General features: G+C 35.9%; 18 protein-coding genes. 14 read left to right on the top strand and 4 right to left on the bottom strand.

Translation table 11 applies throughout. The features are described from left to right. Positions 1-121 precede the first annotated feature (121 nt). Positions 122-439 carry a hypothetical protein gene (locus B2W36_RS03445; RefSeq protein WP_293883108.1) on the top strand — a complete coding sequence of 106 codons (318 nt, stop codon included), beginning with the start codon at positions 122-124 and terminating at the stop codon, positions 437-439. 103 nt (positions 440-542) lie between these two features. Here the strand turns inward: B2W36_RS03445 and B2W36_RS03440 are convergent, their stop codons facing one another. Further along, complete coding sequence (locus B2W36_RS03440) at positions 543-782, bottom strand: hypothetical protein (protein ID WP_293883105.1); 240 nt, start codon at positions 780-782, stop codon at positions 543-545. 392 nt (positions 783-1,174) lie between these two features. Between B2W36_RS03440 and B2W36_RS03435 the strand changes: the two genes are divergently transcribed. The 7 genes from B2W36_RS03435 (at position 1,175) to B2W36_RS03405 (ending at position 7,607) form a co-directional block, all read left to right on the top strand. Next, a complete protein-coding gene (locus B2W36_RS03435) occupies positions 1,175-1,678 on the top strand; it encodes an RNA polymerase sigma factor (RefSeq protein WP_209579282.1) in 504 nt (167 codons plus the stop codon). A gap of 101 nt (positions 1,679-1,779) precedes the next feature. After that, the gene (locus tag B2W36_RS03430) at positions 1,780-1,974 is read left to right on the top strand and encodes a hypothetical protein (RefSeq protein WP_293883102.1); all 195 of its coding nucleotides are present in this window, start codon (positions 1,780-1,782) and stop codon (positions 1,972-1,974) included. Positions 1,975-2,287: 313 nt separating this feature from the next. After that, the gene (locus tag B2W36_RS03425; protein WP_293883099.1) at positions 2,288-3,271 is read left to right on the top strand and encodes a DNA topoisomerase IB; all 984 of its coding nucleotides are present in this window, start codon (positions 2,288-2,290) and stop codon (positions 3,269-3,271) included. A 107-nt stretch (positions 3,272-3,378) separates the two neighbouring features. Beyond that, the gene (locus B2W36_RS03420) at positions 3,379-4,134 is read left to right on the top strand and encodes a Ku protein (RefSeq protein WP_293883096.1); all 756 of its coding nucleotides are present in this window, start codon (positions 3,379-3,381) and stop codon (positions 4,132-4,134) included. A 169-nt stretch (positions 4,135-4,303) separates the two neighbouring features. Then, positions 4,304-4,930 (top strand): hypothetical protein, encoded by a 627-nt coding sequence (locus B2W36_RS03415; protein ID WP_293883093.1) that lies wholly within the window; start codon positions 4,304-4,306, stop codon positions 4,928-4,930. A gap of 153 nt (positions 4,931-5,083) precedes the next feature. Then, on the top strand, positions 5,084-7,252 hold the full coding sequence (locus tag B2W36_RS03410) for a GAF domain-containing sensor histidine kinase (protein ID WP_293883090.1): 2,169 nt from the start codon (positions 5,084-5,086) through the stop codon (positions 7,250-7,252). A gap of 112 nt (positions 7,253-7,364) precedes the next feature. Further along, positions 7,365-7,607: a hypothetical protein gene (locus B2W36_RS03405; RefSeq protein ID WP_293883087.1), complete on the top strand. Its 243-nt coding sequence runs from the start codon at positions 7,365-7,367 to the stop codon at positions 7,605-7,607. Positions 7,608-7,732: 125 nt separating this feature from the next. Here B2W36_RS03405 and B2W36_RS03400 read toward each other — a convergent pair whose 3' ends face one another. Both B2W36_RS03400 and B2W36_RS03395 read right to left on the bottom strand, forming a co-directional pair. Further along, positions 7,733-8,389 carry a response regulator transcription factor gene (locus tag B2W36_RS03400; protein WP_293883084.1) on the bottom strand — a complete coding sequence of 219 codons (657 nt, stop codon included), beginning with the start codon at positions 8,387-8,389 and terminating at the stop codon, positions 7,733-7,735. A 10-nt stretch (positions 8,390-8,399) separates the two neighbouring features. Next, positions 8,400-9,119 (bottom strand): hypothetical protein, encoded by a 720-nt coding sequence (locus B2W36_RS03395; protein ID WP_293886456.1) that lies wholly within the window; start codon positions 9,117-9,119, stop codon positions 8,400-8,402. Positions 9,120-9,476: 357 nt separating this feature from the next. On the opposite strand from B2W36_RS03395, the gene B2W36_RS03390 reads away from it, so the two are divergent. The 5 genes from B2W36_RS03390 to B2W36_RS22615 all read left to right on the top strand — a co-directional run bounded on the left by B2W36_RS03390 (position 9,477) and on the right by B2W36_RS22615 (position 13,800). Beyond that, positions 9,477-9,983: an RNA polymerase sigma factor gene (locus B2W36_RS03390; RefSeq protein ID WP_209579273.1), complete on the top strand. Its 507-nt coding sequence runs from the start codon at positions 9,477-9,479 to the stop codon at positions 9,981-9,983. Positions 9,984-10,192: 209 nt separating this feature from the next. Then, positions 10,193-10,915, top strand: coding sequence for an SIMPL domain-containing protein (locus B2W36_RS03385; RefSeq protein ID WP_293883077.1), 723 nt, complete (start codon positions 10,193-10,195; stop codon positions 10,913-10,915). 277 nt (positions 10,916-11,192) lie between these two features. Beyond that, positions 11,193-12,545: a GH1 family beta-glucosidase gene (locus tag B2W36_RS03380; RefSeq protein WP_293883074.1), complete on the top strand. Its 1,353-nt coding sequence runs from the start codon at positions 11,193-11,195 to the stop codon at positions 12,543-12,545. A 323-nt stretch (positions 12,546-12,868) separates the two neighbouring features. Further along, positions 12,869-13,384, top strand: a complete 516-nt coding sequence (locus tag B2W36_RS03375) for a hypothetical protein (RefSeq protein WP_293883071.1) — start codon at positions 12,869-12,871, stop codon at positions 13,382-13,384. Positions 13,385-13,404: 20 nt separating this feature from the next. Then, a complete protein-coding gene (locus B2W36_RS22615; protein WP_409530110.1) occupies positions 13,405-13,800 on the top strand; it encodes a DUF2809 domain-containing protein in 396 nt (131 codons plus the stop codon). A 6-nt stretch (positions 13,801-13,806) separates the two neighbouring features. Here B2W36_RS22615 and B2W36_RS03370 read toward each other — a convergent pair whose 3' ends face one another. Further along, complete coding sequence (locus tag B2W36_RS03370; protein WP_293883069.1) at positions 13,807-14,325, bottom strand: VOC family protein; 519 nt, start codon at positions 14,323-14,325, stop codon at positions 13,807-13,809. A gap of 220 nt (positions 14,326-14,545) precedes the next feature. On the opposite strand from B2W36_RS03370, the gene B2W36_RS03365 reads away from it, so the two are divergent. Further along, positions 14,546-15,574: a threonine aldolase family protein gene (locus B2W36_RS03365; RefSeq protein WP_209579268.1), complete on the top strand. Its 1,029-nt coding sequence runs from the start codon at positions 14,546-14,548 to the stop codon at positions 15,572-15,574. Positions 15,575-15,625 lie beyond the last annotated feature (51 nt).

Genomic DNA, 15,625 nt, shown 5'->3' with positions numbered 1-15,625 from the left:
GAACTAATAACAAGATCGATAAATGAAAAGTTTTGAATTTGTTATTAAACTTTACTGGATACATTTATAAAAAAGAATCAACCAATAAGAGTTGAAGAGTGTTCTCTTTTAAAAAAAAATTATGAATGCAACGATTCGATTTAATGATACCTATTCACAGTATCTCAACAACAATGCACTATTCCTAAATGGAATAGATCCCTTAGACAGCGATCCATCTACACATGATGGTAGCCGTACATATACCCCACCCAAGGTGCCCGATCTTGATGATGTAACTCCGGATCTGTACTATCCAGAAAATGCCGATGGGCCTGATCCAAGTGAGGAAGAACAACGTGATCGCAACAATGAGGAAAAAATCCAAACAGAAGAAGATCATGACGGAGCACAACCAAATCGTTCTGAACAAGATGATGATGATTTGGAATCAATTTAAAAACAAAAAAACTTCCTCGATTGAGGGAGTTTTTTTTAGACAAACGCTTTAACAAATTTATAGGGCTTATCCTTTATAAGCCGAATCGCCGTTATCAACAATACTACTTACCACTAATACTATCTTTTCTTAGTGTATCTGATAGACTCGTATCTTTCTGCATGCTCATCTTTTGCTGCTCGCTTAAATTATACCGTGTCTCATCGGCGTCAGTCGGCGCAATGTTGTCCGATTGCCCCGCTCCCTCAGATGTATTGTTTTTGGAATTTTGACAGGAGAATAACATTACGCCCCCCATCATTAATGTCGATGCAATTAATGCAAATTTTCTAGTCTTCTTCATAGTCTAATTGTTTTTATATTAAATATTTATCTAAGAACCACAATCAAAACTAATTAGTTTAACAAAAAGACAAAAAGACTTTTAGATACCTGTGGAAGAAAATAGACGATCATTACATTTAAACAAAAACGTGGCACCCCGTAATTTAGACATTTCTTTAGGGAACAAATACCCTTTCAAAATCACATCAATTGATGCTGATTGACGATTAAGATCGAGTGCAGTTTGCCTTATTGTAGTTTTTCTGCTACAAAAGCAATTATTCTGGTTATACGTATTTTTCACATATAGTTGCTTGAACAAAGTTTTAGAAGAATTAAAATCGAAAAATTAGCACTCTAATTGTACTTACTTCCCCAAATAAAACATCCATCAATTTAACAAACGGTATTATGAGCAATTACAATTTAAATTTATTAGTCGAAGAAAAGAGAAGCCTTTTGAAACATTTTGCTGGTAAATTTACGAATGATCCAGATGAAAAAGAGGATTTAATTCAAGAAACACTTATTCGTGCATTAAAATCGATTGATGATTTTATCCGCCATCCCAAATTAATGTCTTGGCTATATGTTATCATGAAAAATGTATATATCAATCAATATCGCAAGGCTAAACGAATTACCGATATCCACGACACGTATATCGGCCTGGAGAGCAGCAATACGGTAGAAGCCAATAAAAGCGAGAATAAATTTATTGCGGACGACATTGAAAAAGCCATGTGCAGTTTATCAGAAGAGAACTACCAGGTGTTCCAGATGTTCCTTGAAGGGTATAAATATCATGAGATAGCGTCCTATTTTGGCATTCCAGAAGGTACAATCAAAACGAGAATACACATGACGAGGAAGAAACTGCAAAAGCAACTCAAGGTGTATAAAAAAGCGGCTTAAGACTCAAAATTAAACTGAAACAAGTTAAATATTGTAAGGTTATCTTATTACGAAGATCTTAACGAGATATAATGATGCGCAAATTAATAGAAATAAAAGGTATGAAATCACGAGTTAAAATTACAAATCAGCAAGATATGGTCATTATGCTCATTATTTGCGGTGGTCCTATTGGAAAAGGAACTGTTAAAACAGTCGAACAGGGAGAAGTTTTGAATGCATCAGGAAACAAACCGATCAAAACGGATCATGAGAAAGGCAAAAAGAACTCCTATGCTGATCGAGAAAATAGATAGATTGACCATACGGGATATACCGACCTTTGCAACACCGCTAACTTGTTAGAATAATATTGTTGCTTTTCTAAAACGGAACTAATGTTTATTTCGTTCTTCTAAGCAAAAATAATTATTCACTCACCAAGAAATTAAATGGAACTCAACACTATAAAGGACATTAATCGAACAGGCGATGATATACGGGTTAATAGGGATAGCATTGCGAATCTATCCTCTTAACATACCATAGCAACGCAGGAGTATATCAAGATGCTTGCAAACAGGGCTAAGCTATCTTAAACATTGGATCACGTTGACTTTAAAGAGTAATATGAAAATAAAGGCTGGATATACCAGAAAGAAAATAGGCAAGTCTTTTAAATATTTCGATATGTCCGGAACGGAAGTTTCGGATCAAAAGATTTTAGATAGAATTACGAAGTTAGTAATTCCACCCAATTGGAAGGATGTGTGGATTGCCAAAAGTGCCAAAAGCGACTTACAAGCTTTTGGGTTCGACCAGAAAGAGCGTAAACAATATATTTATCATTCGAAATTTGTTGACGAAAGGCAAGCAGCAAAATTTAGCAACGTCCTCTTTATGGGGAAATACTTGCAGGAGTTGAGAAAAATCAGCACAAAACATATTAAGCGCGAACAGTGGGACATGAATAAATTGTGTGCGATTGCTTTTAAAATTATGGATAGTACACTGATACGTATCGGCAATAAGCGCTACACCCTCACCAATAAGTCTTACGGCCTGAGCACGTTGGAAAAAAGACACGTTACTATTGCGAATAATACGATATCGTTAGCATACAAAGGAAAAAAGGGAGTTTTTCAACAAAAATCATGGTCCAATAGTCAACAGGCAAAGCTACTGACGGAACTGCTAAAAATGAAAGGGAAAAGGATATTTCAGATTGATAGCGCAGATTGCGAAAGCAGCTTCTGTGGTTCCGCTTTTAATCACTATTTACGGGAAAATTCGAAAGGCCAAATCAGCTGCAAAAGTATTCGTATTTGGGGAGCTAGCCGGGAAGCATTTTATCAGCTTGCGCAAATCAAACCGGCGGAGGCTATCAATGCGCGCAAAAGACAGCTCAATAATGTCATTAAAAATGTTGCTGAGCAACTAGGTAATACTAAGACCGTTTCACAAAAATATTATGTCCATCCTGCAATACAGCGCGTGTTTATGGAGGGACAGTTCCCAACGATTAAAAATAAATTACCTTTAGCTAAACTGGAAGATAAATTATTCCGTTTTCTGCGGAAGAATAGTCAAGTAGGTGTTGCAGCAGCGAACTAATATGCGATCGCCTTTCTAAGCAGTTGATTTAGGAAGGCTATTTCATAAAAATTTCAAACCATTTCATGCGCATCAAGGTTCTGCTAATAACACTAAAAAGATTATTTATGCGTGCAATTTGGACTGGAGCTATTGGTTTTGGATTGGTCAATATTCCAATTAAATTATACAGTGCAACAGAAAGCGCTTCCTTAGATTTGGATATGCTCGATCGGAAAGATTTAGCCAATATCAAATTTAAGCGTGTAAATGAAAACACGGGTAAAGAGGTGAAATGGGACAATATTGTCAAAGGGTATTTTATGAAAGACCATTATGTTGTTTTGGAAGATGCAGATTTTGAAGATGCAAGTCCGGAAAAAACAAAATTGATCAATTTGCATGCGTTTGTAAAGGTAGCAGATGTTGATAGTGTATATTTTGAAACACCCTATTATTTAGAACCGCAGAAAGGTGGTGAAAAAGCGTACCAACTCTTGATCAAAGCGCTGGAAAAAACAAAGATGGCTGGTTTAGGATCTTTTGTTATGCGGAACGTTGAACACCTAGCTATTATAAAGCCTTATGAAAATGCATTAGTATTGAATAAAATTCGTTATCAACAAGAGATCAGAACGCTTGATGAACTAAAACTACCGAACAAAATAAAAATTCAAAAAGCAGAGATGGACATGGCAACACAGCTGATTGAGCAACATAGCAAATCTTTTGATATCAGTAGCTATAAAAATGAGTATATGGACGACCTTTTAAAAATAATTAAACAAAAAGATAAGGGTAAGCGACCAACCATTCGAAAAATGAAAGTAAAGCATACAAAAGCGGATGATTTGCTTGCAAAACTTAAAGCTAGTTTAGGTTAATCGAAGCATGTAGCATAGACCCGTAATCGTCAAAGTAAGGTCAAGTATAGGATAAATTCCGATTAACTCCATTGAGCATTAAATAGCATTACACGTTCAATTGATAGTATAATAGCGAAAAGGCTAAAAATAACGGTTGGGTTTAATTAGTCAAAGAAAAGGAGGAACTATGAAAAATATTATTCCAGAACAGAAAGATGGCAAACGATTAGATTGTTTTGAGTCGCTGGAGTTTCCAAGCGAGGCGATTGCCAGTATGGCTTTTGATTTGGCGGTAGATAATCTAAAAAACGTTAATCATTGGTATGAATTAGCAGAGCTTCCGGCAGCAGTATTTCAGCTCACTTCCGGTTACGGTACGCCCATCGAACGCTCCTTGGAATTGCACGATTACATCAGACTAGACATTCCTGGCCCCGGACTTCCAGCTAGTGACGGTTACGACTGGGTAAACGTAGTTAATCTGATGTCCGAGAAAACCTCGGATTACAAGGTATTCGCAATCACACTAAAGCCTTGCCCCGATCCAAGTCATCCAGAAGATAAAAATACAGCTCACTTTTTTGAAGGAATTTCTTCATCGACTTTTCTGATCGAACAACGTAGAAACAGCTTGCTGTTCCAATATGCTGGGAGAAATGAAATCATTAACGTAGACAACGAGAAAGTAAGTGACAACATCCGAAATTATTTCGTTGGTTTAGCGGCCAAATTGGGGGCTTCCTATCCACAGTGGAAATCACTGATCAAAGGTATGGCTAACGTCATAGCAAAAAAATTTGATGTGCGAATGTAGTTGATTTTTCCAAACAGAAGTTGCTGTACTTTCCTATTGGTGTTGTAAAGGACTCCAAAACTTGCTTTTTATAAGCTTACCCCCGTAATTTTTAGCTGTATTACAGTAATTTATCCGTATATTTAGCTATATCATAAGGAATCTTGGGGTAGCATGAATCATACATATCAATCTAACAGCCAATTACTCAATAAGCTTCAATCTTTTGGAAGTCTCGTGGTTCTAAACCGGGATTTTATTGTTGTCGGAATATCAGAATCTGCTTTACATGTGGATTGTTTAAAAGAAAATATATTAGGAACAAATTTTTTTCATAGTGTAAGCAATCTATTTGGCGAAGCATGGGTAAAGGTCAAAAATGCAGTGACTGATTTTATTGATGGACAACAATCAAGCCATATTTTAACCATTAAAGTAAATAAAGAACGTATCTATTTAAAATTGCGAAAACATGATCAATTCATTTATTTAGAATGGGAAAGACAGCACAAAAAAAACATCGCTGCTAAAAAAATTAATGAACTTAATTTCCTGCTTGATAGTATTCAACCCAATAATTGGGATCGTGTTTGTGCTGCAGTGAGCAAATTACTAAATTATGATCGGGTTTTTGTTCTACACATCCAGGAAACAGGCTATAGCACAGTGGTTGCCGAGCATACTACCACTGGGAAATCTCATTTCAAAGGAAAGGAATTCTCAAAAGATTTTATGCCCGAAGAAGCTTTGGAATACTATAAAAGCTATTCATATCGATATGCCCCACATATTGAAATCGAGGGGCAAGAATTTTATTATACGGACAATAGGGTTGATTCTCTTTCGAGTTTGTTATCTCCATTACCAGAACTCCATCGTCTCTTTCTAAAAAAAATAGATGTGCAAAGCGCCTTGTTTTTTCGCATTTGTATCGATGACGACTTTTGGGGACTTGTAGTTGCCCAAAACAAAGAAAAATGTTTAGTTGATCTGCAACAACGAAAACTATGTACATTCGCCATCCAGGCTGCAGCCAGCAAATATGAAAGCTATATTAAACAGAATCTTTTGGAAAGAACAGAACTTCTTAAAAATGCTGAAGAAGAACTGAAGAGAAGCCTAGCCGAAAATAAGATGGTAAATTGTGCTCTTATTCAGCATATGGATATCTTGACCAAATTAGTACATGCAGATGGTTTGGCTATATTTAATCATGGTGATATTTTTAACTATGGACATGCCCCCCATAAATCACAATTTTATGAAATCATCCAATTTCTCCAAAATTATACCGATAAGCCAGTCTTTAAAGATTACAATTTTCGTCTGAATCATCAGGATAAGTTTAACGATAAACTTGAATTTGCAGGTTTAATGTATTTAAAAGTCGGTTTGGAAAATGACTATTATATTGTTTGGTTTAGAATAGAAAACCGTAGTCAGGTGATGCAGATGATGTTGAAAAATACAAAACCTGAAAACAAACGACTCAAAATTTGGGAGGACATACGTTACGATGTCGCCAAACCCTGGAATGATGCTGAAATCAATTTCGTTCTTCGCCTAAACCAAATCATCAAAGAATCTATTTTTGCCAAATTAAAAGAACGCCAATTACTGAATGAGGAGCTTCTCAGTTTAAATAATGAGTTGGAAATGTTTACCCATACCTTATCTCACGATTTAAAGAATCCATTGTCCATCTTAAAAATGGGAATACAATTCCTACAACAGCACCCGGACAATATTGACTTGACAAAAATCAACAGATGGTATCAGAATTTCAACCGAAGTGTTACGAACATAGAAGATATCATTAATAATATGGTTCAAATAAGCCAGCACCGCTCCAGCATTTTGGACAAGGAACCGATTCCGATGGCATACACGATACAGCGTATTTTTCAAGAAAACAGCATGCTGTACAATGTTAATAATTGTGAGCCCCGTTTTGGAACGCTATTACCTATCTGGGGCGAGAAAAGTGCAGCATATCAAATTTTTTCAAACTTAATTATTAATGCAATAAAATATTCAGCACAATCAGATACGCCAATAGTAACAATTGATAGTTGCCATGAAAATGACCATACGCATTATAGAATTGAGGATAACGGTATTGGAATTCCGAGCGAGCAATTGCCACATATTTATGAAATGTTTACCAGGGCCGATAATGTAGGTTCAATACCTGGTACTGGCATTGGTCTTTCACTTGTAAAAAGAATAATGGAACGGTTAAGCGGAAGAATAGAAATTGAATCTGAAGTCGGCCAAGGTACTACCGTCCACCTGTATTTCCCTATTGTTAAACCGTTCCCTGAACAAATGTTGGTCGATTGATCCCTGATCTTGAATACTTAAATCTGTCAAACTATTTTCCACTAGACATTGTTTATTTATAAAAAGAATAGCATCCCTTAAAATGGGTTGTAATCAACTAAGGAAAATCGAAATGGAAGAAATATTATCACAAAGTGCAGTAGTAAAACGAGGTATTATTATTGCCTACTATTTTAGTAACATATGGTACGGAAAAGGGTTGCTTGGGAAACATACAGCACCGGATCCAAATGACACTGATCCTAGCGAGCATCCCCAACCAGACTTAGACGAAATCGATCCCGAAGAAGAGGAAAACATCAATTATAAACATCAGAATTTATCGGTGGAAGACGATAGTAAAAAAAGAGGTTAAAACAAATCCATACTGTGTTAAACATATCGAAGATCCAACTATTCTGAAAAATACAGATTGACCGTTACGTCAATCTGTATTGGATATGACAAGTCATCAAATACAGGGTTGAATTGATAAACCTATTAATTTAAAATACCTCTTTCGAAAGCAAATTTAACCAAATGTGCGGTATTTTTCACTCCTGCTTTATCAATTAGGTTTTGCCTATGGCCTTCAACTGTACGCTTGCTTAAAAAAATCTTATCTGCAATTTCCACATTGGTATACCCCTCAGCTATGAGTTTTAATACTTCGAGCTCTCTATCCGAGATGTCGAAATCGTCATACATTTCTCCTCGCAGCTGTGTATAGCTCTGTCCGGAGCTGACTTGATCCAATAGTATCATGGCGATTTCCTCACTCAGATACCGACCACCAGCAGCAATATGATTTAATCCAAATAGTAATTCGCTATACCCCACATTTTTAACCAAATAGCCAGATAGTCCAGATTCGAAAGCTTCAATAACATAATTAATTTGGTTCAGCATGGATAATATAACCACTTTAACTTTTTCATACTGCTTTTTTATCACCTGCAGTAGTTCCATCCCATCCATTTCATCCATACTGATATCGGTCAATACAATATCCGGGAGAGGATTCGAAGCTAAGAAATGAAGAGCCTCTTTTCCATTAGATGCCTCCCCTATAACTTCAAATCCATCTTGCGATTCCAATAGTAATTTTATTCCGTTACGAACAACCATGTGGTCTTCAACCAATAGGATTTTTATCATTATTATCTGTTTAAATAGTCAATTTAATTAAAATACCGGTCGCCAGCGAATCATTCATAATGCGTGCATTGTATAGTTCAGCAATCTTTGTTAAGCGCATAGGATTATTTACAGACGGTGTTTTTGAGAGTGCATCTCCCTGTCTAAAAAAGGGAGAAATTTTAATTAAGATCTCGCATTCAATCACCTGTACTGAAATCGCAATAGCCTGTGCAGATACCTCGTCATTTAAATATTGAAATAATGCCGTTATGAATTTAAATAGATGGACTTGTGTCTCCCGATGCAACTCGCTCAAATGCGGATCAAGTAACGTATCAATTGTAAAACCTGATTGATTTTTATAACTCCCTACCAATTCATCTACAGCATGAAAAATTCCTAAGTCATTTAAAATCGGATTGTAAAGTAAAACTGCTTTATTGCGAATTTCTATAACTAAAGTCCCCAATGAATCACGTAAACAACGTAATTCTTCAAAATCTCCATATCGATTCGTAAAATTTTGAAGTGATATACGCATTCCATAGAGCTCCTGAGCCAATTCGTCACGGAAATATCGTCCTATTTTTCCAAGATCATCCTGTTGATTTTTGATAATCGATTTATAGAAGTCCTCCTGACTACCATCCCACGCCTGCTTCAATTCCGAATGATCTTCCAAACTTTCGCACTGTTCTTTCGCTCCTTCCGATACGTCAAAATATATTTTTTTATTGTCGTTCCCCATATTGCTTTCCACGTCATGTTGTACTTATAACCATTAAAATAGGGCAACAGTTTTAAAAATTAATATCTATTTCTGTAAATAAAATGTACAAATTAATGTACTGCGTATAAATACGTATAAGCGATAGATAAAAAGGGGAAATTACACAGGAAAACACTCATTGTTTAAGCAAAATTGAGCAACTAAAAAATTTTGGCACTACAAAAAAACAATTTAAAAGTCTGATTTAAAACTATTTAAAAATAAACCATACCATACCCATGACTTAAAAATCAGTACAGCTACTATTTTCATACCTGTTTTCTAGCATCCTAATTGCAGTAAATCCACCAAGATAGACACTTAAAATTTGATAAAATGGAAAATACAACAATCGATCAACTGTTTAAGGAAAAAAGACCTACATTAAAATATTTGGCAGCGCAATTTACAAATGATCCGGATGAGCGGGAGGACTTGGTGCAGGAAACCATGGTTAGGTCACTAGCATCTATCGAAAAGTTCGTGAAACATCCTAAGTTGATGTCATGGCTCTATATCATTATGAAAAATACGTATATCAATCAATATACGCGTAATAAACGACTGGAGAACTATAGAAGTGAATATATCAGCACTGGCTATCGAAACGACATGACAACAAATCGTGGAGAGAGTAATTTTGTGGCATCGGATATCCAACACGCATTAAATAGTCTTTCAAAAGACTATTACAATGCTTTTGTAATGTTCTTAGAGGGATTTAAATATTATGAGATCGCTGAGCATCTGCAAATTCCTGAGGGTACCGTCAAAACACGGATACATATGGCTAGAAAGTCATTGCAAAAGCAGCTTAAGATATATTCAAAGAGCGTTGATTAGTATAATCGATACACTAAAAAAGACAGTTTACAAAGCAGTCATGGCCAGAAGAAATTCTGGCCATTTTTATTCAAACTATTCAAATAGCCTATTAAGTTTATTCTTGCAACCAATTCCTTCAAGTGATGTTTGCTAATAGGTATCTCCTATATATTTATTATATTTAAGAGATTACTTAACTATCAATATCATATCGAACATCATAATGTATGAAAAAGCAATTCATTTATATCTTTCTAATCGGCTTAAGCGGAACCATATTTTTATCTTCCTGCGGTAAAATATCCAATGACAATCAAAATAGAATTCGTGTCAGTGGTGAGGGAAAGATCAGAATCATGCCAGATCAAGTAACCTTAACAATCAATACGGCTTTTACAAAACCAAGGATGGTAGATGCTGTACGAGAGACGCAAGCCACTGTCGACACGGTAATAGCTTTGCTGCAAAAATACGAGAATGAGAAAGAAGATATTAAAACAAGTAGTGTTTCGGCCAACAAAGACTATCAATATGTTGCTAATACCAATAAATTTGTAGGTTACCAGGCGCAGCAAACAATCGATTTCGTTTTACATGATTTATCTAAATTCACCGAATTGACAGGAAAACTGTTAGAAACTAAAATAAGTGGAATTGGATCTATTTCTTTCGGTCACTCTAAAGCAGACAGTATTTTGAGAGAAGCCGACCTCATTGCGTATGATGACGCTTTAAAATCTGCAAAAAAACTTGCTTCTCGGGCTGATATTAAAATTGGGAAACTGTTGTATTTGTCCAATGATGGAAGCGCGTCAAACGAATCAAACCAATATCGAACAGGAATGGCTTTAGAGACATTCAATAAGGGATATGGTGGTGATGGCTTCAAAATTACACCAGAAGTTTTAGAATTCAAGAGAACGATATTTACGGAATTTGAAATCAAATAGTTCTTTTCTGCCAGCTGATCGAATCACTTATTGTCGTGATATTTAATCTTTCGTTCACATCGACTTCATATAAGTTTTGTTACTTTATAGTACGATAGTTACTGAAGTTAAAAGAGATTAACGTATGTATTATGAAAACAATAAGCTATTTTGTCGGGCGGATTTTATTTAGAATCTTTTTGGGTCAATTCAGTTCATTTTATTCACCGTTAAGATTTTACAAAACTTAATGGTTTAAAAGAATTGACATTAAGATCCAATAATTATATTATCATACATGCTTTTAACCAAAGACGCCTTTGGCGAAGATTTTATATGGGGAGTTTCCACAGCTGCCTACCAGATTGAAGGGGCTCACGACTTGCATGGGAAAGGGCCGTCAATATGGGATGTGTTCGTACAAAAAAAGAATCGCGTATTCCAAAATCAACATGGTAATGAAGCCTGTGATTTTTACAATCGGTATGTCCATGATTTATATCTGATGAAGGGAATGCATATTCCTAATTACAGATTTTCTTTATCATGGAGCCGTATATTTCCAAACGGAATAGGCGAAGTAAATCAAAGAGGTCTGGATTTTTATGACCGCCTAATTGATCTATCTCTTGAACTTGGAATTACTCCATGGATTACATTGTATCATTGGGATCTACCGCATGCATTAGAGAAAAAAGGTGGGTGGGTAAACCGTGAGGTGAAAGATTGGTTTGGAGAATTCGTTTCCAAATGTGTGCAAACCTATGGCGATCGTGTCAAGAACTGGATGGTGCTCAATGAGCCTACTGTCTTCACTGCCGCGGGCTATTTCTTTGGTGTACATGCGCCGGAAAGAAGAGGCTTGGGCAATTTTTTGGCTGCAGTCCATCATGCTGCTTTAGCACAGGCACAGGGAGGGCGAATCATTAAATCAATACAAGCTGATAGTCATGTTGGCACCACATTCTCCTGTTCTCATGTAGAACCTTTTTCTTTAAGAGATAAGGATATCGTAGCGGCAAAAAAAGCAGATGTATTGCTGAATCGTCTCTTTATAGAGCCGCTTTTAGGTATGGGCTATCCGACAGAAGAGATTAAAATCCTGAATAGAATCGAAAAGTACATTCAAGTGAATGATGAAAAAGATTTGAAATTTAACATGGACTTCATAGGGGTACAAAATTATACACGGGAAGTTATACGATACGCAATGTTTGTTCCTTATCTTCGAGCGAAAATAGTATCTGCGAAAGAGCGTAAAGTTGAAATGACCGAAATGAATTGGGAGGTTTACCCAGCTTCCATCTACTATATGCTTAAAAAATTTAGTACATATCCTAATATGCCCCCTTTAATAGTCACGGAGAATGGAGCGGCGTTTGCCGACCAAGTAGAAAATGGTATCGTTCATGATCCAAAAAGAGTTACCTATTTACAGGACGCTTTACAACAAATTTATCGTGCAAAACAGGAAAATGTAAATATCAAAGGGTATTTTGTATGGACTTTTCTTGACAATTTTGAGTGGGCAGAGGGCTATCGTCCAAGATTTGGACTTGTTTATGTTGATTTCAAAAATCAACAGCGTATTATAAAATCTTCTGGGCAATGGTACGCAAATTTCTTAAATAACAACTCTAGTCATTCTTAGTATGGTGATAAGACCGATTAGTAACTTTTAATAAAATTACTGAAAAAAGTATTGCTAAAACAACGACCAAAATCGTACCTATCAAAGGACCAATGCTCGCTTGCCAATCCCAAAATATACTGACAATCCCGAGGATTGAGCATACTGTATAATTCAATAATAGAAAATAATCCGACTTCTTTAACAAGTTAGTTCGCTTAATCTCAATGATACTCTCCAATGTTGCCTATAATAAAATTAAAAAATATGTATAACTAATCTGTCTGATTACATAAATATAAATATCTTTAATAAAAAACATCGAAAAATTAAAGGCGCATTTTATGAAGACTTTTCAATTTAAATCACATCATGTAAAAAAGGGCTTAATGTTCGGATTAGGTTATTTAGCAGTATTAATTGTGGTCCTTTATGTCTTTTTTGGTGGTATAAATGGGCTTGCCGATGCGGCAAATAATTTCGGTTCCGCGAAAGGTTTAGGCATATTGGTCACGGTAGTTGTAATTGGACCACTTATTATCCTCCTGCAATTCATTAATCCTAAAATCGATATACAGGTCGACAGTAAGAATTTATCCATTCAGAGCTCGAAAAAAATTCCCAAAACTATTCCACTAGCGACAATACATTCCATGGAAATCAACCAGAAGCTGGTCAACCAGCTTCAGATATTTGATCAAAACAAACAACTACTCGCTACAATACATCCTCAAACCGACACCAATGTGATTTTTTCAATTGCCAGTACGATAGCATTACATGGTGAATTTGTAGTGACAAAAGGAAACAAGAAGATTTTCGGGAATGCTGTTCCAACGGTCTCCTATTTAAGGCAATAAACTAGGCCCCTATTATCGTGATGAAAAAAATTACAAATATTCAGTACCTTGTTCTAGCCATAGCAACTATCATTCTCGGTCTGTTGTCCCGAAAAATAGTGGTAATACCACCGATATGCGGTGATGTCCTCTATGCTGTGATGGTATACTGGCTATCACGCTTTATATTTATTAAAAAATCAATACTCTTTTCCAGCATCATCACTGTCTTATTCTGTTTTACGATCGAATTTTTACAACTCATACAATCTCCGTTCTTTTTATGGATAAGAACCAATGTGCTGTTACGTCTTGCATTTGGCCAGGGATTCGTATGGTCAGATCTAGTCGCTTATTGTTTGGGGACTATCGCAGCTACGTCTCTCGATTGCGTTAGGCATCTCATGTTAAAATCGGTTCTTACTGTACGTGACTAAAATAGCTTATTTTATAGTTGTGACTCCCATATCAATTCCCATCTTTTCGTAAACCATATCATTCGGTTGCCAAAGCTCTATTTTGTTTCCTTCAATGTCCATGATATGAACAAATTTGCCATAGTCAAATGCTTCGATATTATCAAGAACGGTAACCCCCTCCTTCTTCAATTCTTCGACTAAAAGTTCAATATCTTCCACGCGGTAATTAATCATAAAATCCTTTTCCGAAGGGTCAAAATAGGCTGTGCTTTCCTTAAAAGGACTCCATTGAGTAAATGCTTTTTTTGTACTATCTGCTCCTTGATACCATTCAAATACACCGCCATAGGAATTGGTAGTGATACCTAAATGTTGCGCGTACCATGCTCTCAGTTTTTTTGGATCTTTACTCTTAAAGAAAAATCCACCTATACCAGTTACTCTTTTAAGTTCGGCAGACTGGTTTAAATGCTTAACGGTATTGAAAGCATAGCCCATTCCAAATGCCAGCAAGATACTTCCAACAAATACAACTCTTTTCATAATTTAATATAGATAAACAAGTGATTTACAATCGCTAGCCAATTTAGTCATTCGTTTTCAAAAATGCAGCTATAGTGGTTCAAAAAGAAATCTTTTTCAAGGTTAAGATTATAAAAAAACGGTAATGTATTTATACATTTGATTCGGTCAAAATTCATTGCTAATGCTAGTAACAGTTAGAACAAAATAGTTAAGAGCAGGTCAACTAAAAAATAAATCTATGTATAGTTTTAAAAACGATTATTCAGAAGGGGCGCATCCCCGCATCTTAGATAAACTTATTGAAACAAATCTCATACAGCAACCTGGGTATGGAGAGGATGAATATGCTAAAGAAGCAAAAGCCATTTTAAAGAGAAAGATAGCTAATGAACTAGCCTCCGTTTATTTTTTATCTGGAGGGACACAGACCAATCTATTGGTACTATCGTTTCTCTTACGCGTTCATGAAGCCGTCATTAGTGCAAAGACTGGACATATATCTGCCAATGAAACTGGTGCTATTGAAGCAACTGGGCATAAAGTTATTGCCATAGAAACTATAAATGGAAAATTAACTCCTGACGATATCATAAGAACATTGAAAGAGCATGCTTTAGCGCCACACGTGGTAAAACCACGAATAGTTTATATTTCAAATTCTACAGAAATTGGGACAATTTATACCTTGGTAGAACTACAGGCGTTATTCGGATGTTGTCAGCAACATCACTTGCTACTCTATCTGGATGGTGCCCGTTTAGGACATGCATTGACAGCGGAAAACAATGATTTAGCGCTATCAGATCTTGGAAAATATTGTGATGTATTCTATATTGGAGGTACAAAAAACGGTGCGCTTTTAGGAGAGGCTGTCATTTTCAATAAGTCCGAATTGGCGATGGATTTCGATTATGCGATCAAACAAAAAGGTGCTTTACTAGCCAAAGGTCGTGTGTTATCCGTTCAGTTTCTCGAATTGTTTAAAGATAATTTGTATTTTCAACTAGCGCAAAAAGCAAATTCATATGCGATGCAAATCACCAAAGCAATTAAAGAAAAGGGCTACTCGTTTTTAACTGATTCCACTACAAACCAGCTATTCCCTATTTTACCAAAGTCTCTCATTCAGGTATTGAGTCAAAAATATCAGTTTTACATTTGGAAAGAAATAGATCATGATAATGCTGCTATTCGCCTAATTACCTCTTGGGCTACCGAAGAGGAACAGGTGGTGAACTTTATTACTGACCTATCGAATTTCAGATAGGTTTATTGCCAGCAACGTTCTACTTTCATTTAACGAGTTTAATACGTAGAT

Source organism: Sphingobacterium sp. UBA3549 (assembly GCF_002376635.1).
GTDB lineage: Bacteria > Bacteroidota > Bacteroidia > Sphingobacteriales > Sphingobacteriaceae > Sphingobacterium.
Note: the sequence above shows the minus strand (reverse complement) of the source record. Positions and strands in the feature narration are given on the sequence as shown.